Raw genomic sequence first — 21,980 nt, 5'->3', positions numbered from 1 at the left:
ACGGTATTTAAATGCCGTAAATTTGCTTAACCCAACCAGTTAATAACTAATTTAAAACATGTTTAAAAAAATATTAATAGCTAACCGTGGTGAAATTGCCCTGCGAATTATTCGCACCTGTAAGGAAATGGGTATTAAAACCGTAGCTGTATATTCAACTGCCGACCGTGATAGCCTTCATGTACGTTTTGCTGATGAAGCTGTTTGTATAGGTCCGCCGCCAAGTCGCGATTCTTATTTAAATATTCCAAATATCATATCAGCTGCCGAACTAACTAATGCTGATGCTATCCATCCAGGTTACGGATTTTTGTCTGAGAATGCAAAGTTCTCTGCAATCTGTGCCGAGTATGGTATAAAATTTATTGGTGCCACCGCACAGCAGATCAATTCAATGGGTGATAAGGCTTCGGCTAAAGAAACCATGAAAAAAGCTGGTGTGCCCACCATCCCCGGTTCTGAAGGTTTATTACAGAGCGTAAAGGAAGGTATCGAGATCGCTAAAAAAATAGGTTACCCGGTTATATTAAAAGCAACCGCAGGCGGTGGCGGCCGTGGTATGCGTGTTGTTTGGAAAGATGAAGAGTTTGAAGCCGCCTGGGATTCGGCCCGTGCAGAATCAGGCGCTGCCTTTGGTAACGATGGCATGTACCTTGAAAAATATGTTGAAGACCCACGCCACATTGAAATACAGGTGGTTGGTGATCAATATGGTAAAGTATGCCATTTATCTGAGCGCGACTGTTCTATCCAGCGCCGTCACCAAAAATTAGTTGAAGAATCACCCTCTCCTTTTATGACAGATAAACTGCGTAAAAAAATGGGCGAAGCAGCTATAAAAGGTGCCAAAGCCGTTAAATATGAAGGTGCCGGAACAGTAGAGTTTTTGGTTGACAAGAACCGCAACTTTTACTTTATGGAAATGAATACCCGTATCCAGGTAGAGCACCCGGTTACTGAAGAAGTAATTAATTTCGACCTGATAAAAGAGCAGATAAAAGTTGCCGCGGGCATCCCAATTTCGGGCAAAAACTACGAGCCGATATTGCACGCAATTGAGTGCCGTATCAATGCCGAAGATCCTTTTAACAACTTCCGCCCGTCACCGGGTAAAATCACTAATTTCCATTCGCCGGGTGGTCATGGTGTACGTATTGATACACATGTTTACACAGGCTATGTGATTCCGCCAAACTACGATTCAATGATTGCTAAAGTTATCTGCATGGCGCAAACCCGCGATGAGGCTTTAAGTACTATGGAACGTGCGTTGAGCGAGTTTGTAATTGAGGGTGTTAAAACAACCATACCTTTCCACCTGAAATTATTGCAGGATCCTAACTTCCGTGCGGGTAATTTTACTACCAAGTTTATGGAAACCTTTGAATATTCCGAATAATTGAAACCGCGTTTTAAACTTTAAACGTATATACCAACTCCGGTGCATTTTGCACCCGGCGATTTACAATCAACAATGGCTAACTTAGGCAGTAAACTGGTCAACGCGATCAAGGATAAAGGAAAAAACATCGAGTCTGAAATGTCATTCTTTGAGCACATTGAGGCTTTAAGGTGGCACCTTATCCGCGCTTGTTTAGCCATCGTTGTTTTTACAGGTGTTGCTTTTTATTTTTACGATATTATCTGGAACGACATTATCATGGGCCCCATGAATGTCAATTTCTGGACATACCGCCAAATGTGCCACCTGGGTGCCGCATTGCACATGGATGGTTTTTGCATAACCAAAATCCCGGGCAAACTGATCAATACCGAAATGGCCGGGCAGTTTACACTGCAAATAAACTCATCCATAATTATAGGTATTATGCTGGGCTTCCCTTACTTGTTATGGGAGCTATGGCGCTTTATAAAACCCGCCCTGCACGAAAAAGAACGTAAGGCAGCATCAGGTTTTGTAGTTTATGCTACGTTCCTGTTTATAGTTGGTGTAATGTTTGGGTATTATGTAATAGCACCCGAGTCAATCGCTTTCCTTGCCAATTACCAGGTAAGCGCCAGTATCGAAAACCTGTTCAGTATTGATTCATACCTTTCATCAGTAAGTACGCTTACGCTGGCAACCGGTGTGGTATTTGAATTACCTATCCTGGTTTTCATATTATCAAGCTTAGGTATCCTTACGCCAAAGTTTATGCGTTCAACGCGCCGTTATGCTATTGTGGTTATATTAATAGTTGCTGCGGTAATTACCCCTACCCCCGATATGCTAACCATGACGATAGTTAGTATCCCGCTTTTAATACTTTATGAAGTAGGTATCCTGGTATCGGCAGTAGTTGAAAGACGCAAAATAAAAAGAAACAAAGACCTGATGGAGTCATAATCTCTTCAGAAACTTAAATAACAAAAAAAAGTCTTCCCAAACCGGGAAGACTTTTTTTTGTTGGGGTTACATTGCCCGGGCATAATAATCAGCACCGGCCAACACTTTATTTCTAACAAAAATTTTACCTTTAGCCCCTTACAATTATATTAAATTTGAGGATATGAAAGAGGGGCTTAAGATTGCCATTGGTGCCGACCATGCCGGCTTTGATTACAAACAATTTATTATTGACGCGCTTGCCGGCGTTGAGGAGGTTAAAGATTTCGGTACTTATTCGGCAGCATCTGCCGATTATCCCGACTTTGCGCATCCCGTAGCATTAGGCGTTGAAAGCGGTGAGTTTGATCTTGGCATATTGGTATGCGGCAGCGGCAATGGCGTAGCTATTACTGCCAATAAACACCAGGGCATCCGCGCAGCTATTTGCTGGAACGAAGAACTGGCAGAAAGAGCCCGCAGCCATAACAACGCAAACATTGTTTGCATCCCTGCGCGCCACATTAGTATTGATGAGGCTAAAAAAATAATTGAAGTATTTTTAAGCACCGATTTTGAAGGCGGCCGCCATGCAAACCGGGTAAATAAAATTGCCTGCTGATTGCGCATGGCATTAATAAGAAACTGATCTCTAAAATTAATCATACATGAAAAAAACACTACTTGTACTGGCTTCGGTTGGTTTGGTAACTGTTGCCTGTGCGCAGCAAAACCCTACCGCCGTAAAGTATGCGCAGATCATTGATGCTGATCTGGCTAAAAAACACCTGAGTATTATTGCTTCGGATGCCTTTGAGGGCCGTGAAACCGGCAAACCCGGTGCCGATAAAGCTGCTCATTATATTGCTGATGAGTTTAAATCATTAGGCCTGCAGCCGATAGTGAAAGGCTCTTATTTCTTAGATGTCCCCTTGGTTGAAAACGTTTTTAAAGTAAGCGCTTTTACCATAAACGGCACATCATACACAAGCGGTAAAGATTTTTACGCTTCAGGCAGCGGTGATGCCAAAACAATTACAGCGAGCGACATTGTTTTTATAGGTTACGGTATTGGTGCCGATAACTACGACGATTTAAAAGGCACTGATATTACCGGGAAGGTAGTATTATATATAAACGATGGGGAGCCCTTTGTAAACGGTGTATCAAAAATTACCGGTACTGATAAAAAATCAGACTGGAGCACCAACCGCTCAAAACGCCTTAAATTTATCCAAAGTAAAAATCCTCTGTTAATATTATCAGCCGGGCCCAATGTAGCTGCCAACCTTAAAAGATTTGGTGCGCAGATAGGCGCCCCGCGTTTAACCATTAAAAAAGAAGCCACCGAGGCCCCAAAAGCACAGGCAGCCGTATTTAACATAACTACTGATGTAGCCGACCAACTGCTTAAAAACTCAGGCAGAACTTATGCCAAGTTTAAAGCGGCTATTGATGAGGCAGGCACACCGCAAACACAACCGGTAAGGGCAGATATATCAACCACCTATGCTACCGAAGGTAAGGATGTGAAAGCAGTAGATGTATTAGGTTACCTGCCAGGCTCTGATCCTAAATTAAAGGATGAGGTTGTGGTGATCTCGGCACATTATGACCATATCGGTTTATTACCTGAAGGTACAAAAGGCGACAGGATTAACAATGGTGCCGATGATGATGGCTCAGGAACGACCGGTATATTAGAAATTGCAAGGGCCTTTTCCAAAGCAAAAAAAGATGGACACGGCCCGCGCCGCAGCATTTTGTTTTTGGGTAACGTAGGCGAAGAAAAAGGATTGTTAGGTTCTGAATACTATACCGATCATCCGGTTATCCCTTTAGGAAAAACTATTACCGATTTAAATATTGATATGATTGGCCGCGTAGGTTATGAATATATAGGCAAGCCTGATTCAGCAAATTATGTATATGTAATTGGCTCCGGCATGTTAAGTACCGATCTGCATAACGCAAATGACAAGGCTAATAAAACCTATACTAAAATGGATCTGGATTATAAATACGATGATCCGAACGATCCGAATAGCTTTTATACCCGCTCCGATCATTATAACTTTGCCAAGCACGGCGTACCGATTATTTTTTACTTTAACGGCGTACATGCCGATTACCACGGTGTTGGCGATGAAGTAAGCAAGATCAATTTCCCATTGCTGGCAAAACGTGCACAGCTGGTATTTTATACCGCCTGGGACATATTAAATGCAGACAACCGCCCGGTTGTTGACGGCAAAAAATAATATTAAAGTTGAAGTAGCTGACCGGGCCGATTGTTAAATTAAGAACAATAAATTAATACAATCAGCACGGCCGGCTACTTACTTAATAAAACAAAATCCCTAACTTCGCATATATGGGAAGCACTGCGGAAGAATTCTTGGTTGCCTCGGAAGACAAGGCATTTGATCTGCGCCATCGCAAAATCATCAACTATAATATTGGTAAGTACGATACAGCGGTAGACAGAGGTTTATCGAGGATCATCAACCTTGAAAATGCCAAACGTAAAGGGCACGTGATTAAGTGGAAGGTGATGGAAAACCTGGACAAGATATTGCCCGAGTTTGAAGCTAATTTCCAAAAGCGTGGTGGCAAGGTGATATGGGCAAACGATGCCGAAGAAGCCAACCGCGAGATCCTGAACATTATAAAAAAGGCAGGTGCTAAAACAGTTGTAAAATCAAAATCAATGGTTACCGAAGAAATTCAGATGAATGAATTTCTGGAAGCCAACCACATTGAATCATTAGAAACAGACCTGGGCGAATATATTGTACAATTGTTGGGGCAAAAACCTTATCATATTGTAACACCGGCCATGCACCTATCAAAAGAGGATATTGCCAAACTATTTAATGAACGCTTTGGCACCCCTATTGATGCCACCCCCGAGCAACTTACCCAAAAAGCCCGCGAGCTGCTGCGCGAAAAATATGTGCAGGCAGATATTGGCATTACCGGGGCTAATTTCATAATTGCCGATACCGGGAGTATTGCCATTACCGAAAATGAAGGCAATGCACGTTTAAGCACATCGTTCCCCAAAATACATATTGCGGTGGTGGGTATTGAAAAAGTAATCCCTTCAATTGCTGATCTTGATTTATTTTGGCCAATGCTGGCCACTCATGGAACGGGCCAAAACCTAACCGTTTATAATACCATTTTAAGCGGCCCCCGCAAACCCGAAGAAACTGACGGCCCTGATGAAATGTATGTTGTACTGCTGGATAATGGCCGTACCAACCTGCTTGCTCAAAAGGACCAGCGCCAGGCACTCTACTGCATTCGCTGCGGGGCTTGTTTAAATGCCTGCCCGGTATACCAAAACATAGGCGGCCACACTTACGAAACTACTTACAGCGGCCCAATAGGCTCCATCATTACCCCGCACATGAACGGGATGGATGAGTTTAAACACCTGAGCTACGCATCAAGCCTTTGCGGTAAATGTACGGAGGTTTGCCCTGTAAAAATTGATATTCATAAAATGCTGTTGCTTAACCGCCGCGATGCGGTTAAAGAAAATCTGGTAACCCAAAAAGAACAATGGGGCTGGGCCATCTGGAAAAAAGGAATGCTGAGCCGCAAACTCACTGATTTTTTTGGCGGGCGAATGAAAAACTTTATGCTCCGCACCTTCTTCAAAAAAACATGGGGTCATTTTAAAGAGATGCCAAAAGTTGCCGACAAATCATTCAGCCAGTTATGGAAAGAAAAGAATGGGCTGGAGTAACTCTTTTTAGCTTTTTTTAGATGGTACCTTCCTGAGATATTCAAAGGATAAGCGCAGAGGCCATACTCATATAGTTCGAGAAGACAACACCTCCCATTGTTTTTCCCAAAAGAGCCTGTCATGCTGAGGCACTCGAAGCATGCGTGCGGTGGACTCATCGTTTGCTTATCCGGTTGTATATTGGCCTTTGCCCTCATGCTTCGAGTGCCTCACCATGACAGGCCTGCAAAATGCCAATCATACCAAATTTGATTAAGGCCCCTTACACGCTAAGCCATACTACCTATAAGCCTAATGCTTGTTTCCAAATCCGAACTCCTTATAAGTGTTCGGCACATCGTCCGAGCTGCTGAAGGGGAAGGTGTAGGACGTCCACCAGCTTTCATAATCTGCATCCTTATCCTTGGTTGCATCAACCCTTACGCTTCTTAATAAATAAATACCTTCGCGGCTCATGGTAAATGTTATCCGGCCATCATTATCGGTAGTAAAGTTTTGGGTATAAACATTGCCCGTAGTTGTTTTAATATATAACTGTACCGAAACACCCTTTGCAGGTTTTCCCTGAAATTTCAACTCGGCCGACAGGTCATCCCCATATTTTTTGCTGTAAGGATCATCTTTCAGGATGATCTCATACTCCTCATTCAACTCCTTTTCATAAGCCTTTCCGTCATGGTCATCAACAGAAAAAAGAGTTTTCATATAGCGGGTATATTTTTCCTTCACCCTGAACTGATTGCCCGCTTTCACCTTCTCAGCTAATTTATCAAGCCCCTGGCTGTTTAAAAACTCGGCATAAGTATCGCGTGATGAACTGCTGGATTCATACCCTCTGGTCATCTCTACCAAATACTGTCCGCTGTTTACCAGTTCATGGTTGATCAGCGGCACGGCGCTATCCTTGGCCATTTTAGTAAGATCAATCTTTTTTGATCCGTTGAACAACATAAACCTGGTTGTTTTAGCCGGCTGATAAGCAATTTCAGCATCCTTTACAAATACATCGCCGCTTAACAGGTGCAGGTTAAGCTTATCGCCTTTGTGCATAAAAAAGTTTTCGGGCAGCATAAAATAATCATGCGTGGTTGCGGCAATGCCAATTGCGGCAGCTAAGATCAATATTACAAAGGGGGTACGTTTCATCTAAAAGTTGCTGGGTTCGGTAGTTGTAATTCTTCGGCAAGCATCGCACCGGTTAAAATGGCTTATATAAAGCAATCGCTAAACCGGCAAATAATTGAACCTTTGAACTATTACTCAAACATACAAAGTTTTAAAAACTTCAGTAGTTTTACTGTATGATTTTCGACCGAAAAACCCTAAATAATAACCAACTGATAGATTTTTACAAAAAGTTGTTATGGCCGCGGCTTGTTGAGGAGAAAATGCTGATCCTTTTACGGCAGGGGCGCATAGGCAAATGGTTTTCGGGCATAGGGCAGGAAGCCATAGCCATTGGCAGCACCCTGGCCATGCATACCGACGAATACATTTTGCCCATGCACCGCAACCTGGGTGTTTTTACGGCAAGGGATATTCCCTTATCCCGCCTGATGGCCCAATGGCAGGGCAAGGCTTCTGGATTCACTAAGGGGCGCGACCGCTCCTTTCATTTCGGCACACAAGAGTATAAGATTATCGGGATGATCTCGCACCTGGGGCCGCAGTTAGCCCTGGCCGATGGTATTGCCCTGGCAGATGTTTTAAGTAACCGGAAAAAAGCAACATTAGTATTTACCGGCGAAGGCGCAACCAGCGAAGGTGATTTTCACGAGGCTTTAAACATTGCCGCCGTTTGGAACCTACCGGTTATATTTTTGATAGAGAATAATGGCTACGGGCTGTCGACCCCGGTTAGTGAACAATACAAGGCAAAGTTTTTGGTGGATAAGGCCATTGGTTACGGCATGGAGGGCAGGCAGATTGATGGCAACAACATACTGGAGGTTTACCATACGGTAAATGAGTTGGCGGTTAGCATGCGCGAAAACCCGCGCCCTGTTTTGTTAGAGTGTATGACCTTCAGGATGCGGGGCCACGAGGAAGCATCGGGCACTAAATATGTACCGCCGCATTTATTTGAATTATGGCGTGAAAAGGATCCGCTGATAAATTTTCAGAATTACCTGCTGGATGAAGAAGTGCTTAGCCCTGAATGGATCCCCCAAATAAAAGCCGATTTTACCGCACAAATAGAAACAGAAATAGAAAAAGTTTTTAGCGAGCCCGATATTATCCCCAACATAGCAACAGAGGTGGATGATATGTATAAAGCCTACAGCTTGCCTGCTTACCAGCCATCGGCCACTAAAACAACTAAACGATATATTGATGCCATAAGCGATGGCCTTAAACAGGGCATGCGCAAGTACGATAACCTGGTGATTATGGGACAGGATATTGCCGAATATGGCGGTGCATTTAAAATAACACAGGGCTTCGTGGAAGAGTTTGGAAAACACCGCGTACGCAACACTCCCATATGCGAATCGGGCATTGTTGGAGCCGCAATGGGGCTGGCACTTAATGGCTATAAAGCCATTATGGAAATGCAGTTTGCCGATTTTGCAACCGTTGGCTTTAACCAGATCATTAATAACCTGGCCAAAACACATTACCGCTGGGGCCAGCCGGTTGATGTAGTGATCCGGATGCCAGCCGGGGCGGGCACGGGTGCCGGGCCGTTCCATTCGCAAACTAATGAGGCCTGGTTCACTAAAACACCGGGACTAAAAGTAGTTTACCCGGCTTTTCCTGACGATGCCAAAGGCTTGCTGATGGCAGCCATTGACGATCCTAATCCTGTTATCTACTTTGAGCATAAATACCTTTACCGCAGCAACAGCGGCGAAGTATCCGAGGGTGATTATTATGTGGAGATTGGTAAAGCCAAAGTAATACAGCAAGGCAACACCGCCAGCATCATTACCTTTGGGCTGGGTGTACACTGGGCCATTGAATATGCAGCCAAACATCCTGAGTTATCTGTTGAGATCATTGATCTGCTCAGCTTACAACCCTGGGATAAAGAGGCCGTTGAGCAAAGCGCCCGTAAAACAGGCCGTGTACTGATTTTACAGGAAGATACGCTAACCAATGGTTTTGGCAGCGAGGTAGCCGCCCACCTGGCCGAACATTGCTTTAAATATTTAGATGCACCCATTATGCGCTGTGCCAGCTTAGATACCGCCATACCCATGAATAAAGCATTGGAAGACCAGTTTTTAGCAAAGGCCCGTCTGGAAGAAACCATGCAGCGCTTACTGGCTTATTAAGCAAGCTTAAAAACACGTTAAATTTTGTTAAACTTATTAGCGTTTATAGCCAGTGGCAATAATAATAACAGATAAACTTTTACCTTTAGGCTTAGGTTTCTTATTTTCGCAAATTAAGATGGGTAAAAGATTTATGTTGAAGGGTGTACAACGCTGTTTTATATCGCCAATAATAAAGCTAACATCTCAAATCTAATCTATGTATGGAAGAATTTGAAGCAAGCGCATCCGCAAAAAAAACTAAAACGATATACATTTCTACCGTATTTGGTATAGCTATGGTTTTATCAATGATAGGCCTGTTGGGCTTAATATTGGTTGAAGCAAATAACCTGTCGAGATACGTTAAGGAAAACATTGTACTTAACGTTTTTGTGGATGATGCCGCGCACGAAACCGATGTATTGCAATTGCAAAAGCAAATTGAAGGCAATATTATGGTTAAGCAAACCCAATATGTAAGTAAAGAGTTGGCCGCCCGTAACCTGCAAAAAGATTTAGGTGAAGATTTTGTCAAGTTTTTAGGTTACAACCCGCTTTCGCAATCTTTAGATATTTACCTTAAGGCCGAATATGCCAACAATACCGATATTGAAAGATTCAAAGCTGAGTTGCTTAAAAATCTATTGGTAAAAGAGGTTAAATACCAAAAATCATTGGTTGATCAGATGAATGAGAACATTACTACCATCAGCCTTATCATTTTGGTATTTGCCGGGATCTTTATCATTCTTTCAGTAGCCTTAATAAACAATACCATCAGGTTAGCAATTTATTCGCAGCGTTTCCTGATCAAATCAATGCAGTTAGTTGGTGCTACCAAAGGATTTATCCGCAAGCCATTTATGCTGTATGGTATTTGGCATGGCCTTTTAGGGGGCCTTATTGCTATCGTAATTTTAGTAGGAACCCTTTCATTGGCTTATAAAGAAATCCCTGATCTGATCATCCTCAGAAATTATACAGAATTTGGATTGATATTTATCGGACTATTAGGAGCAGGTATCTTTATATCCGGATTCAGCACCTTTTTAGCAGTAAATAAATTTTTACGTTTAAAAATATATAACCTTTACCGGTAAAAAAGGCGAAAGCATTTTAAATCACCATTGATCATTCAATAAATAAAAGATATTCAACATGGCACAAAAACAAGCTCAACCAACTGCAGCAAAAGCCTCGGGCATAACTAAACCAGCAACTGCAAAAACTACCGAAGCAAAAGCAGTAAACTTTATATTTGATAAAGGCAATTACCGCCTGTTTATCATCAGCATTGCGGTGGTAGCATTCGGGTTTATACTAATGTCGGGCACTACCGATATTTACAGCAATACTAAAATTGTTATAGCACCATTGGTTGTATTAGCCGGCTTTGCCTTAGGCTTTTTTGCTATATTTAAAAAGCCAAGCGTTAACTAATAACCTAATTAAACCCCCAAACCTGATTTAACCTCACAACCCTAATGAATATTATACAAGTTATAGTCCTTGCAATTATTGAAGGCTTAACAGAGTTTTTGCCGGTATCCTCAACCGGGCACTTAGTTATCACAAGTTCCCTAATGGGCATCAGTACCGATGCATTTGTTAAACTTTTTGAAATTGTTATTCAGTTAGGAGCAATACTTGCCGTTGTGGTGCTTTACTTTAAGCGCTTTTTCAGGTCGATAGATTTTTATATCAAATTAGTTATAGGTGTTATCCCGGCTGTAATATTTGGCCTGCTGTTAAAAAAGAGGATTGACATATTGTTAGAGAGCCCGCTTGTGGTAGCCGTTGCTTTTGTAGTAGGTGGTGTTATCCTGCTTTTTGTTGACGAATGGTTTAATAAACCAACTGTTGATGACGAAGAAAAAATAAGCCATTTAACCGCTTTAAAAATCGGTTTTTTTCAATGTTTAGCTATGGTACCAGGTGTTTCGCGCTCGGCGGCATCAATAGTAGGTGGTATGTCGCAAAAGCTAAGCCGCAAGGCTGCTGCTGAGTTTTCGTTCTTCCTGGCGGTACCTACTATGTTTGGTGCTACATTAAAAGATCTTTGGGATTTCCACAAACACAATACCCTTACTGCCGATGAAATGCATCATGATATTATATACCTGCTTATAGGCAGTGCCATTGCATTTGTTGTTGCCTTGCTGGCTATTAAAAGCTTTATTACCTTTTTAGAGAAAAAGGGCTTTAAGCTTTTTGGTGTTTACCGTATTGTAGCGGGTATAGTAATTATTGTTATTTACTTTACCACCACAGCGCTGCAAACAGCGTAGTTGCATTTAGTGCCAAATATAGAGGCACAAATGTATTGTGCCTCTACAGGGGATTTTGAATTGTTACACCAATCATGTGATTTATGTAGAGAAACAATACTTTGGTAACTATATACTACTTTACACCAAATATCTTTCTTAAATTGAATGTTTCTTTAATTTTCTTTGCATCCATCTAAATAGTATTAGCCAAAAAATAAAGAAAACAATACTTTGAACAATTATTACCAACCAAAAAGCATGAGAATCAGCAAACATAATTCCGAAACTCCAAATGCTTACTGGAAATGTTATAAGCGTAGTTGGTAAAACCCATTCCCCATAAAGCGGCGAACTTGGATAGCTTGATAAAACAGCAACTGTACCCAATGCAACATATGCTAATGAAATCAATGAAGACTTTATTAATATCGTTATTCTTTTTTGATCCATTCCTTAAATAAAAAAAGCCACTTGTTAGGTGGCTTAAATGTATGAAATAAGTTAGGATTTTTTATTTTAATACAACAGCACCAGTTTCTAAATCTTCGTCGTCATCTTCATCGTCCTTCTTATCTTTCTTTGGATTGTAGTTAAGGGCTTTGTTCAGTTTATCGTTGAAGTCGGATAAAGGTGGTAGTTTTGGTTTTTTTTCAATATCTCCTGGAAACAGTATTTTCAACGTATGCCCAAACTTAGGGTATGACCTATCTAACAGATGTAAAAAAGAAATCCAATCATAGCCCGATGACCTGCCTAAAGCCATTACACCCGTTTTGTGTCTCTACCCTCTAAACAGATAAATAACTATTAATATAACAGATGATCATACGGATACCTTACCGTATGTGCTGCTTTTACCTCTTCGTAAAGCAACGCCCTGAACTCGTCGATATTTTCCTTTTCGGTGGCTGATATAAATATAGCGGGGCTGTTGTTTTTCGCCATCCAGCTATTCTTAAAATCGTGCAGGGTAATTGGTTCTGTTTGCTCCTCTATCTGGTGCTGCTCTGGTCTAAAGGCATCTATTTTGTTAAAAACAGTAATAACCGGTTTATCAATAGCGCCAATATCTTTTAGCGTTTCGTTTACCGTACGGATCTGATCTTCAAAATGAGGGTGTGAAATATCCACTACGTGAATCAATATATCGGCTTCGCGCACTTCATCCAACGTTGATTTAAAACATTCAACCAGGTGGTGAGGCAGCTTGCGGATAAACCCAACAGTGTCTGACAATAAAAATGGTACATTTTCAATAACCACCTTACGCACGGTAGTATCAAGCGTAGCAAAAAGTTTGTTTTCGGCAAATACCTCCGATTTGGAGATCATGTTCATGATGGTTGATTTACCTACGTTGGTATAACCTACCAATGCCGTACGGATCATTTGGCCCCTGTTTTTGCGTTGCGTTTCATTCTGCCTGTCAATCAGCTTCAGCTTATCTTTTAGCAGTGATATTTTATTCAGGATCAAACGCCTGTCTGTTTCTATCTGTGATTCACCCGGACCACGCATCCCGATACCACCCTTCTGGCGCTCTAAGTGAGTCCACAAACGTGTTAATCGTGGTAATAAGTATTGTAATTGTGCCAGTTCAACCTGTGTACGTGCCTGTGCCGTTTGTGCACGGCCGGCAAAAATATCCAGGATCAGGTTATTACGGTCAAGAATTTTTACCTGTAGTTCGTTTTCAATATTACGCAGTTGTGATGGCGTTAGCTCATCATCAAAAACAACCATATCAATTTCTTCGGCTGTTACATAAGCCTTTATATCTTCCAGCCTGCCCGAGCCTACAAAGGTAGCCCTGTCCGGTTTCTGCAATTTCTGGGTAAATGTTTTTACCGTTTCAGCGCCAGCCGTGGCCACTAAAAATTCCAGTTCTTCCAAATATTCCTTCGCCTGCTCATCTGTTTCGCCTTGTACAATTACGCCAACCAAAACAGCCCGCTCCTGCTTCACAGCAGTATCATAAAATTTTTGCTTCATTAATTAATGATTAACAATCAGGATGCCAATATAATAAATGGCATATAAATAGACGTACTAAAGGTATAAAAAGCCATATTAAATAGCAGCCCCCTGTCAAAAGGGCTGACAGGGGGCTAAAATATTTGATTAAATTGACTATATCTTATAATACTGTTTTGATCTTCAACTCATTCATCTGCGCATCAGCAATGGTTGATGGGGTATCGATCATTACATCGCGGCCTGAATTATTTTTAGGGAACGCGATCACATCGCGGATAGAATCCAATCCGGCAAAAATAGAGCATAAACGGTCGAAACCGAACGCGATACCACCATGCGGAGGTGCGCCATATTCAAAGGCATCCATTAAAAAGCCGAATTGCTTCTGAGCTTCCTCGGGCGAAAAGCCAAGGTGTTTGAACATCAGTGATTGTAAAGCACGATCGTGGATACGGATTGAACCGCCGCCAATTTCAGTACCATTAATTACCAGATCATATGCATTTGCCCTGACATCGCCGGGTGCTGTATCCAGCATGGTAATATCTTCGGGTTTTGGCGATGTGAACGGGTGGTGCATGGCATGGTAGCGGCCATTCTCTTCATCCCACTCCAACAGCGGGAAATCAAGTACCCATAATGCTGCAAATGTATTTTTATCGCGCAGGCCTAAACGGTTACCCATTTCTAAACGCAGTTCGTTCAGTTGCTTGCGTACTTTATCAGCATTGCCTGCAAGTACCAGCATCAAATCGCCCGGTTCAGCTTCAAAGGCAGCAGCCCAATTGGTCAGCTCATCTTCACTGTAAAATTTATCTACCGATGATTTTAAAGTACCATCAGTATTATAACGGCAATAGATCATCCCGGTAACGCCAATCTGCGGGCGTTTTAACCATTCGGTAAGCTCATCAATTTGCTTACGGGTATAATCGGCACAACCCTTAGCATTAATACCTACAACAAGCTCCGCATTGTCAAAAATGCTGAAACCTTTACCTTTTACCACATCGTTCAGCTCAACAAACTGCATCCCGAAACGGATATCAGGTTTATCAGAACCGTATAAACGCATGGCATCAGCGTATTGCATCCTTGGGATGGCGCCTAATTCAATACCTTTTACCGTTCTGAATAAATGGTGGGTAAGGCCCTCAAATATGTTTAATATATCTTCCTGTGTAATGAAAGCCATTTCACAGTCGATCTGTGTAAACTCCGGCTGACGGTCGGCACGCAGATCCTCATCCCTGAAACATTTCACGATCTGGAAATAGCGGTCAAAACCACTCACCATAAGTAATTGCTTAAAGGTTTGCGGCGATTGCGGTAAAGCATAAAATTCGCCCGGGTTCATGCGGCTTGGTACTACAAAATCACGTGCACCTTCGGGGGTTGATTTGATCAGCACCGGGGTTTCAACTTCAATAAAATCGCGGCCATCTAAGTATTTACGTACTTCCTGTGCCATTTTGTGGCGCAGCATCAGGTTATTGCGGATAGGGTTACGGCGTAAATCAAGGTAACGGTATTTTGCACGCAGCTCCTCGCCACCATCGGTTTCATCCTCAATCATAAACGGAGGAATTTTAGCGGCGTTTAATACTTCAATATCAGCAACAACTATCTCAATTTCGCCGGTAGCCATTTTTGCATTCTTGTTTGAACGCTCCAATACCTTACCGGTTACCCTGATAACAAACTCGCGGCCAAGCTCACGGCTGGTTTCGCGCAGGGCGGCATCAGTATCAGTATTAAAAACTAACTGGGTTAAACCATAACGGTCACGAACGTCAATAAATGTTGTTCCGCCCAGGTCGCGTGATTTTTGCACCCAACCGCATAAAGTAACCGTTTCACCTAAATGGCTGATATTTAATTCGCCGCAAGTATGTGTTCTTAACATGATAGCATTTTATAAAGTTTGCAAAAGTAGGGTTTTAGTCGGAATGTCTGCAAGTCTGCACCGTGGAAACTGAAGTAAACCCTATAAAAAATCTTAATACTTAGGGCAGATACTGCATTTTTTACCTTTAATACCTAAAAAAATATATATTTGCCCCATAATTCTCAAGGGGTGCCTTGCTTTGGTTGCAAAATAAACTGCAGATTATTTTACCAAACTGAAAGACAGGCTGAGATCAAACCCATTGTAATTAGTTATAAGTAATTAGTTGCAGGTTTAAGGTTTTGTGAAAGCAAACCAATAACCATACAACTGATGACCTAATGACCAATTACATGCACCTGATCCGGGTAATGCCGGCGTAGGGAGAGGTAACAAGTTAAGTGTACTGCGTATTGCCCTGATACGGAGATGGTTTAACTACTATTTATTTTTAATCATTTTGAAAAATTTATTTGCGGCGTTCATCGCCCTGCTGCTTCCTGTTTTGGCGGCAGCCCAGCTTTCCATATCAGGAAAGATCACAGATCAGCAGTCCGGCGAAGCACTGCCCGGCGCTACCATTAGTTTAAGCAACCCAGCCATTAGTATTATTGCCGATGCCAGCGGAAAATACCACATTGATAACCTCAAAACCGGTAGCTATACGCTCAAGGTATCCTACATCGGTTATCAAACCATCACCAAAAACATTAGTTTAACTGCCAATGCGGTAAATGATTTTTCCATTGTGCGTGCAACCCTGTTAACCGAAGAGGTTACTGTTAGTGCAACCCGCGCAACCGATAATTCGCCAACGGCTTTTACCAACCTGAGTAAAAAGGATATTGATAAAAACAACTCGGGCCGGGGGTTTGAATACCTGCTGGAGCAAACACCATCGGCAGTAGTAACCTCAAATGCAGGTGCCGGAATTGGCTATACCAGCATCCGCATCCGCGGTTCTGACGCTACCCGTACCAACGTAACGCTCAACGGCATCCCGCTTAATGATGCGGAAGACCAGGGTGTTTATTTTGTCGATCTCCCTGACTTGGCCTCCTCTGTTGATAATGTACAGATACAGCGTGGTGTAGGTACTTCAACCAACGGTGCAGGTGCTTTTGGTGCCAGCATTAATATACAAACCACTACCCGCCGCGATACAGCTTATACCGAATTGAACAATTCGGCAGGCTCCTACGGAACGGTAAAAAACACCATCAGCTTGGGGACAGGCTTGCTGGGCGGCCATTTTAGTTTTGACGGCCGGGCATCAAGAATAAGCTCCGACGGGTATATTGACCGCGCATCGTCTAACCTGCGGTCGTTCTTTTTAAGCGGTGCTTATTACGGTAAAAAAAGCGTGCTGAGGCTCAATGTATTTTCGGGTTACGAAAAAACATACCAGGCCTGGGATGGCGTACCACAGGATAGTGTAAATAAAGGCAACCGTACCTATAACGAGTTAGGGTATATTAATTCAACCAATAGCTTTTATAAAAACCAAACCGATAATTATACGCAGAACTATTACCAGCTATTATATAACCAGCAGCTAAGTGATAAGCTTTCTTTTAGCGGTGCCCTGCATTATACCAAAGGTTATGGTTATTACGAAGAATATAAAAATGCCGACTCGCTAAAAAACTATGGTGTTACCCCGGTTACTGTTGGCGGTACTACCATTGCAGCTACCGACCTGGTACGCCGCTTATGGCTTAACAATGATTTTTATGGCCTTACCTATAACTTAAACTACAAGCCCAATAAGGATTTGAGCGCCATATTAGGCGGCGCCTATAACGAGTATAAAGGCGCGCATTATAATAATATTGAGTGGACGCAGCAAAGCACCAACATTCCTCCAGACTATGAATATTCACGCAATAACGCCAAAAAAACAGATTTTAATATTTTTGCCCGTGCCGAATATCATTTAGGCAAGCTGCTGTTTTATGGCGATATGCAATACCGCCACATCGGTTATTCGTTTTTAGGGTTTGATGAAAATTTAAATAATGTACAACAACAGGTTGGCCTTAACTTTTTTAACCCAAAGGCGGGTATTACCTACCAGCTAAATGCAAACAGCAATGTGTATGCATCGGTAGCGGTGGGTAACCATGAACCTAACAGGAGCGATTATGTAAACTCATCGCCCTTAAGCCGCCCTAAACCCGAAAACCTGAAAGACCTTGAATTTGGTTACCGCGTAAGCGAACCAACTTTTAGCGCAGGCATTAACGGGTTTTATATGCTTTATAAAAACCAGCTTGTATTAACCGGCGCCCTTGATGATGTTGGCGAAGCTATCCGCACCAATATAAAGGATAGCTACCGCGCAGGTATTGAAGCCAATGCCCGCGTTAAAATAGCCGAGCAGTTAAGCTGGTATGTAAACGCATCAGTAAGCACCAATAAGGTTAAAAACTTTCAGCAATTTTTAATGAATTATGATACCAATACCTTAGACGGCAAGCAATACAGTAAAACAGATATTGCATACTCACCTGATTTTGTAGGTTCAAGCACCATCAGTTATCACCCTATAAAAAACGGGGAGATTGCCTTTATCAGTAAATATGTAAGCAGGCAGTATTTAGACAATACATCAACCCAAAGCCGGTCGTTAGATGGGTATATGGTGAATGATGTGCGCCTTAATTACAACTTCAGTATAAAAAGCGTTAAAAATATTGGCGTAGGCTTGCTGGTAAACAATGTGTTCAGCAAAAAGTACCAGTCTGACGGGGCAACCTATCCGGATATCGAGGGCGGCAAGGTGATAAACTACAACTATTTCTACCCGCAGGCGCCTATCAACTTTTTAGCATCTTTAAGTTTAAGGTTTTAAGATAATTAAAGCCCATCATCGTTTTTGAAAAGGAGTTACTCTCTTTCAAAAATGATGATGGCTTAACAAAAATCATTTATCATGAACCTTCAGCACTGGATACAACTTTTTACAGAACAGTTACACGAAACTACCCTATGGGAATGGGCGGCTGTATTATTAGGCGTAGCCGAAGTATTATTAGCCAAAGTGAACAATATATGGCTTTACCCAACAGGTATTGCGGGCACGTTTATAGGTATTTATATATTGCTGATGGCGGGCCTGTATGCCGAATCGGTTTTGAATGTTTATTACCTGGTAATGAGTGTTTACGGCTGGATCTACTGGGTAAAAAAACGGAACCAGGCCCCGGTTAAAATTACCTGGAGCACCCGGCGCGAGTTTACCATCACTTTATTCATTGTTTTTGCTGGCTGGGCAATATTATATGTATTGCTTAAACGGTTCACTACATCAAACGTACCGGTATGGGATGCTTTGGTATCGTCAACCGCATGGGCAGGTATGTGGCTGCTGGCCAGGCGAAAAATTGAGAATTGGATCTGGCTCAATATCTCCAACCTGTTTGCAATCCCGCTGCTGTGCTATAAGCAGCTTATCCTGTTTTCGGCATTAACACTGTTTCTGTTTGTTGTGGCCTTTTTTGGCTTTTTTGACTGGCTTGCCATTATTAAAAAAGACAAAGCCGGTGAAGGTATTTTATTAGTTCAATAAAAATGGAAAACACCATCATCCCCCATCCTTCAGCATTTATTGATGCCGAAGATGTAAATATTATACGCAGCACCGCCGCCGCAGCCGAACAAATGGAAATGCTGCACCCACAACAGTTAGCCGTTATTTACAGGCAAAAATGGTTCAGGCTTTTAGTGCCCGGGGTTTACTCAGGTTGCCAGATAACTTTACCAAACCTGGTGCGCCTGCAGGAAGCCATAAGCTGGACCGATGGCAGTACCGGATGGGTAGTTACCCTTTGCAGTGGCGCAGGCTGGTTCGGTGGTTTTATACATCCTGATATAGCAGCTGAAGTATTTAGCCATGATACGGTTTGCCTTGCAGGCAGCGGAGCAGCCTTTGGTACTGCCGAAGTAACAGCTACCGGCTACACAGTAAACGGCAGCTGGAAATATGCCAGCGGGGCGCATCACGCTACCCATATTACGGCCAACTGCATCATTAAAAAAGATGGAGTGCGTGTTTTGGATGATGACGGGCAGCAGCTGATATTACCTTTCATCTTTGATAAAAAGGATGTAAACATTTTACCCGCCTGGAAATATACCGGCATGATAGCCACCGCCAGCGATGCCTTTGAGGTTAAGGAACTGGCAGTAGCAGCAAACAGGCAGTTTAAAATAGCACCATCTGCAGCCGTAGTTAATGCACCATTATATCTTTATCCCTTTTTGCAATTGGCCGAGGCTACCCTGGCTGTAAATATATCGGGCATAGCTATTCATTTTATGGATTTATGCGAAGACATCTTCCGCGAAAAGGCTAAACAGCCGCGGCTTACAGATGCGCAAAGGATATTTTTGGATGATGAATTGTCAAATGCAAAAAAAGAAATGGACCAGTTTAGGGTAGCCTTTTTTGAAGCTGTAGATCAATCCTGGGCATCCATCCAAAATAACCCTGTAATTCCTCATGAGGAACTATACAAGGTAAGCACTACCAGTCATCAGCTTGCAAAACATGCACGCAAAATTGTAGATGTGCTTTACCCTTTATGCGGCCTTGCAGCAGCAAGCCCCGATACTGAAATTAACCGCGCCTGGCGCGATCTGCATACTGCAAGCCAGCATGCCTTGCTAACCTTTGCACCATAAAATTTAAATTAGGGTAACGCAAATATCACATTGAATTTTAATTGCATTGTTGATATTTGCGTTTACTTAACATTTTTTTAAATGAAGATCAAAAACCTGCTTTTCATCACTTTGGCTTTTGGTACGCTTACCGTATCGGCACAAACAAAAAACAAGCACAAAAATAAAACTGAAGACAATGTTCCGGTTCAGGTAACCTCAACAGAATTGCCGCGCCCAAAATTAGTGGTTGGTATTGTTGTTGACCAAATGCGCTGGGATTACCTGTACCGTTTTTATAGCCGCTACCAGGATAATGGCTTTAAACGCTTATTAAACGAAGGCTTTACCTGCGATAACACACAGGTTGATTATATACCAACTTTTACCGCACCCGGCCACTCCTGCATTTACACAGGGTCGGTACCATCTATACATGGTATAGCCGGTAATGATTTTATTATCCAGGCAACCGGTAAATCTGTTTATTGCACCGAGGATACCACCGTACAAACAGTTGGCAGCACCTCGTTAGCAGGCAGAATGTCGCCCCGCAATTTATTAACCACTACCGTTACTGATGAGTTAAGGTTGGCTACAAATTTCCATTCAAAGGTGATCGGTATAGCCTTGAAAGACCGTGGCGGTATTTTACCTGCCGGTCATACAGCCAATGCAGCTTACTGGTTTGATGATAAAAGTGGCAACTGGATAACCAGTACTTATTACATGAAAGAGCTGCCACAATGGATGAAGGATTTAAACGACGAAAAACTACCTGAAACCTATTTAAAGCAGGATTGGAATACCTTATACCCAATTGACACCTACCAGCAAAGCACACCTGATAACAACAAGTACGAAGGTAAATTTAAGGGGATGGATGCCCCTACAATGCCGATTAAAACATCGGGAATGTATAAGAACAATTTAGGGTTGATCCGCTCGACACCTTATGGTAACACCATGACGCTTGACGTTGCTGTTGCTGCCATAAACGGCGAAGAATTAGGCCAGCACCAGGCAACCGACTTTTTAGCTGTCAGCTTTTCATCAACCGATTATATTGGCCACCAGTTTGGGGTTAACGCTGTTGAGATTGAAGATACCTACCTCCGTTTAGATCGTGATATGGCCAATTTCTTCACCTTTTTAGATGCCAAGGTAGGTAAAGGCAACTATACTGTTTTTTTAACTGCCGATCATGGTGCTGCACATAACACAGCATTTTTAAATGATAATGGAATCCCTGCCGGTGTTTGGGATGATGGTGTTGTTTTAAAAGATCTTAATAAATATCTGTTAGATAAATACAAAGCCGATCATTTGGTATTAAGCTTAACCAATTACCAGGTAAACTTAAACTATAAAGATGTAAGGTACCTGCACCTTGATGAGGATGTATTGAAACAGGATTGTATTAATTTTCTGCAAAAAGACCCGGCTGTTGCTTTTGTGGTAGACATGAAAAAAGTACAGACCGCTAATATTCCTGAGGCCTTACGTACCCGCATTATTAACGGCTATAGTGAAGAGCATAGCGGCGAGATACAGATCATTTTAAAACCCGGCTACTTTACCGGCCACGGATCAGGCGATAGCGGACCAACCGGAACCACCCATGGCACCTGGAATCCTTATGATAACCATATCCCATTGGTATTTATGGGCTGGGGTATTAAACATGGTAGCTTGGTACGCGAAACCCACATGACAGATATTGCTGCAACCATTGCAGCCCTGTTACACATACAGGCACCAAACGGAAGTATTGGCCAGCCTATAAGCGAAGTGCTTAAAAAGAAAGAAGCACAGTAAACACTAAAAACCGGGAAGA

Annotated in this window: 18 protein-coding genes; 13 read left to right on the top strand and 5 right to left on the bottom strand. The window is 42.4% G+C overall.

Translation table 11 applies throughout. The features are described 5' to 3' along the window. Nucleotides 1-58 precede the first annotated feature (58 nt). From accC to ACQY4U_RS05205, 5 genes are all read left to right on the top strand, one after another. Complete coding sequence (gene accC, locus ACQY4U_RS05225) at nucleotides 59-1,399, top strand: acetyl-CoA carboxylase biotin carboxylase subunit (RefSeq protein ID WP_428328336.1); 1,341 nt, start codon at nucleotides 59-61, stop codon at nucleotides 1,397-1,399. A gap of 42 nt (nucleotides 1,400-1,441) precedes the next feature. Further along, a complete protein-coding gene (gene tatC, locus ACQY4U_RS05220) occupies nucleotides 1,442-2,347 on the top strand; it encodes a twin-arginine translocase subunit TatC (protein WP_428328335.1) in 906 nt (301 codons plus the stop codon). 163 nt (nucleotides 2,348-2,510) lie between these two features. Then, a complete protein-coding gene (gene rpiB, locus ACQY4U_RS05215) occupies nucleotides 2,511-2,948 on the top strand; it encodes a ribose 5-phosphate isomerase B (protein WP_428328334.1) in 438 nt (145 codons plus the stop codon). Nucleotides 2,949-2,994: 46 nt separating this feature from the next. Further along, the gene (locus tag ACQY4U_RS05210; protein ID WP_428328333.1) at nucleotides 2,995-4,587 is read left to right on the top strand and encodes a M28 family peptidase; all 1,593 of its coding nucleotides are present in this window, start codon (nucleotides 2,995-2,997) and stop codon (nucleotides 4,585-4,587) included. A gap of 113 nt (nucleotides 4,588-4,700) precedes the next feature. Further along, the gene (locus tag ACQY4U_RS05205) at nucleotides 4,701-6,083 is read left to right on the top strand and encodes a LutB/LldF family L-lactate oxidation iron-sulfur protein (protein ID WP_428328332.1); all 1,383 of its coding nucleotides are present in this window, start codon (nucleotides 4,701-4,703) and stop codon (nucleotides 6,081-6,083) included. Nucleotides 6,084-6,374: 291 nt separating this feature from the next. Here the strand turns inward: ACQY4U_RS05205 and ACQY4U_RS05200 are convergent, their stop codons facing one another. Further along, nucleotides 6,375-7,229 carry a DUF4198 domain-containing protein gene (locus tag ACQY4U_RS05200; RefSeq protein WP_428328331.1) on the bottom strand — a complete coding sequence of 285 codons (855 nt, stop codon included), beginning with the start codon at nucleotides 7,227-7,229 and terminating at the stop codon, nucleotides 6,375-6,377. A gap of 155 nt (nucleotides 7,230-7,384) precedes the next feature. On the opposite strand from ACQY4U_RS05200, the gene ACQY4U_RS05195 reads away from it, so the two are divergent. The 4 genes from ACQY4U_RS05195 to ACQY4U_RS05180 all read left to right on the top strand — a co-directional run bounded on the left by ACQY4U_RS05195 (nucleotide 7,385) and on the right by ACQY4U_RS05180 (nucleotide 11,631). Further along, nucleotides 7,385-9,361 carry an alpha-ketoacid dehydrogenase subunit alpha/beta gene (locus ACQY4U_RS05195; protein ID WP_428328330.1) on the top strand — a complete coding sequence of 659 codons (1,977 nt, stop codon included), beginning with the start codon at nucleotides 7,385-7,387 and terminating at the stop codon, nucleotides 9,359-9,361. Between the two features lie 203 nt (nucleotides 9,362-9,564). Further along, nucleotides 9,565-10,443 (top strand): cell division protein FtsX, encoded by an 879-nt coding sequence (locus tag ACQY4U_RS05190; RefSeq protein WP_428328329.1) that lies wholly within the window; start codon nucleotides 9,565-9,567, stop codon nucleotides 10,441-10,443. A gap of 58 nt (nucleotides 10,444-10,501) precedes the next feature. Further along, complete coding sequence (locus tag ACQY4U_RS05185; protein WP_428328328.1) at nucleotides 10,502-10,783, top strand: DUF3098 domain-containing protein; 282 nt, start codon at nucleotides 10,502-10,504, stop codon at nucleotides 10,781-10,783. Between the two features lie 44 nt (nucleotides 10,784-10,827). After that, a complete protein-coding gene (locus tag ACQY4U_RS05180) occupies nucleotides 10,828-11,631 on the top strand; it encodes an undecaprenyl-diphosphate phosphatase (RefSeq protein ID WP_428328327.1) in 804 nt (267 codons plus the stop codon). A 138-nt stretch (nucleotides 11,632-11,769) separates the two neighbouring features. On the opposite strand, the gene ACQY4U_RS05175 is transcribed toward ACQY4U_RS05180, so the two are convergent. The 4 genes from ACQY4U_RS05175 to aspS form a co-directional block, all read right to left on the bottom strand. After that, entirely contained in the window at nucleotides 11,770-12,063 is a 294-nt protein-coding gene (locus tag ACQY4U_RS05175) for a hypothetical protein (RefSeq protein ID WP_428328326.1), read from the bottom strand. A 61-nt stretch (nucleotides 12,064-12,124) separates the two neighbouring features. Further along, entirely contained in the window at nucleotides 12,125-12,376 is a 252-nt protein-coding gene (locus ACQY4U_RS05170; RefSeq protein ID WP_428328325.1) for a hypothetical protein, read from the bottom strand. A gap of 44 nt (nucleotides 12,377-12,420) precedes the next feature. Next, nucleotides 12,421-13,605, bottom strand: coding sequence for a GTPase HflX (gene hflX / locus ACQY4U_RS05165; RefSeq protein ID WP_428328324.1), 1,185 nt, complete (start codon nucleotides 13,603-13,605; stop codon nucleotides 12,421-12,423). Between the two features lie 145 nt (nucleotides 13,606-13,750). After that, the gene (gene aspS / locus ACQY4U_RS05160) at nucleotides 13,751-15,496 is read right to left on the bottom strand and encodes an aspartate--tRNA ligase (RefSeq protein WP_428328323.1); all 1,746 of its coding nucleotides are present in this window, start codon (nucleotides 15,494-15,496) and stop codon (nucleotides 13,751-13,753) included. Between the two features lie 442 nt (nucleotides 15,497-15,938). On the opposite strand from aspS, the gene ACQY4U_RS05155 reads away from it, so the two are divergent. The 4 genes from ACQY4U_RS05155 (at nucleotide 15,939) to pafA (ending at nucleotide 21,961) form a co-directional block, all read left to right on the top strand. Further along, nucleotides 15,939-18,332 carry a TonB-dependent receptor gene (locus ACQY4U_RS05155; RefSeq protein ID WP_428328322.1) on the top strand — a complete coding sequence of 798 codons (2,394 nt, stop codon included), beginning with the start codon at nucleotides 15,939-15,941 and terminating at the stop codon, nucleotides 18,330-18,332. 81 nt (nucleotides 18,333-18,413) lie between these two features. Beyond that, nucleotides 18,414-19,049: a nicotinamide riboside transporter PnuC gene (gene pnuC / locus ACQY4U_RS05150; protein ID WP_428328321.1), complete on the top strand. Its 636-nt coding sequence runs from the start codon at nucleotides 18,414-18,416 to the stop codon at nucleotides 19,047-19,049. Nucleotides 19,050-19,051: 2 nt separating this feature from the next. After that, the gene (locus tag ACQY4U_RS05145) at nucleotides 19,052-20,164 is read left to right on the top strand and encodes an acyl-CoA dehydrogenase (RefSeq protein ID WP_428328320.1); all 1,113 of its coding nucleotides are present in this window, start codon (nucleotides 19,052-19,054) and stop codon (nucleotides 20,162-20,164) included. Nucleotides 20,165-20,245: 81 nt separating this feature from the next. After that, nucleotides 20,246-21,961: an alkaline phosphatase PafA gene (gene pafA, locus ACQY4U_RS05140; protein ID WP_428328319.1), complete on the top strand. Its 1,716-nt coding sequence runs from the start codon at nucleotides 20,246-20,248 to the stop codon at nucleotides 21,959-21,961. Nucleotides 21,962-21,980 lie beyond the last annotated feature (19 nt).

Source organism: Mucilaginibacter sp. (genome assembly GCF_965277465.1).
In the GTDB taxonomy this organism is placed as follows: Bacteria; Bacteroidota; Bacteroidia; order Sphingobacteriales; family Sphingobacteriaceae; genus Mucilaginibacter.
The sequence above is the reverse complement of the archived record's forward strand: the minus strand, read 5'-3'. Positions and strand labels throughout refer to the sequence as shown.

Coding starts and splice junctions, on each gene's coding strand:
- ACQY4U_RS05170 (WP_428328325.1), bottom strand. CDS start 12,376: ATGGCTTTAGGCAGGTCATCGGGCTATGATTGGATTTCTTTTTTACAT.
- ACQY4U_RS05175 (WP_428328326.1), bottom strand. CDS start 12,063: ATGGATCAAAAAAGAATAACGATATTAATAAAGTCTTCATTGATTTCA.
- ACQY4U_RS05210 (WP_428328333.1), top strand. CDS start 2,995: ATGAAAAAAACACTACTTGTACTGGCTTCGGTTGGTTTGGTAACTGTT.
- ACQY4U_RS05185 (WP_428328328.1), top strand. CDS start 10,502: ATGGCACAAAAACAAGCTCAACCAACTGCAGCAAAAGCCTCGGGCATA.
- pnuC (WP_428328321.1), top strand. CDS start 18,414: ATGAACCTTCAGCACTGGATACAACTTTTTACAGAACAGTTACACGAA.
- aspS (WP_428328323.1), bottom strand. CDS start 15,496: ATGTTAAGAACACATACTTGCGGCGAATTAAATATCAGCCATTTAGGT.
- hflX (WP_428328324.1), bottom strand. CDS start 13,605: ATGAAGCAAAAATTTTATGATACTGCTGTGAAGCAGGAGCGGGCTGTT.
- ACQY4U_RS05195 (WP_428328330.1), top strand. CDS start 7,385: ATGATTTTCGACCGAAAAACCCTAAATAATAACCAACTGATAGATTTT.
- ACQY4U_RS05180 (WP_428328327.1), top strand. CDS start 10,828: ATGAATATTATACAAGTTATAGTCCTTGCAATTATTGAAGGCTTAACA.
- pafA (WP_428328319.1), top strand. CDS start 20,246: ATGAAGATCAAAAACCTGCTTTTCATCACTTTGGCTTTTGGTACGCTT.
- accC (WP_428328336.1), top strand. CDS start 59: ATGTTTAAAAAAATATTAATAGCTAACCGTGGTGAAATTGCCCTGCGA.
- ACQY4U_RS05200 (WP_428328331.1), bottom strand. CDS start 7,229: ATGAAACGTACCCCCTTTGTAATATTGATCTTAGCTGCCGCAATTGGC.
- ACQY4U_RS05205 (WP_428328332.1), top strand. CDS start 4,701: ATGGGAAGCACTGCGGAAGAATTCTTGGTTGCCTCGGAAGACAAGGCA.
- rpiB (WP_428328334.1), top strand. CDS start 2,511: ATGAAAGAGGGGCTTAAGATTGCCATTGGTGCCGACCATGCCGGCTTT.
- ACQY4U_RS05190 (WP_428328329.1), top strand. CDS start 9,565: ATGGAAGAATTTGAAGCAAGCGCATCCGCAAAAAAAACTAAAACGATA.
- ACQY4U_RS05145 (WP_428328320.1), top strand. CDS start 19,052: ATGGAAAACACCATCATCCCCCATCCTTCAGCATTTATTGATGCCGAA.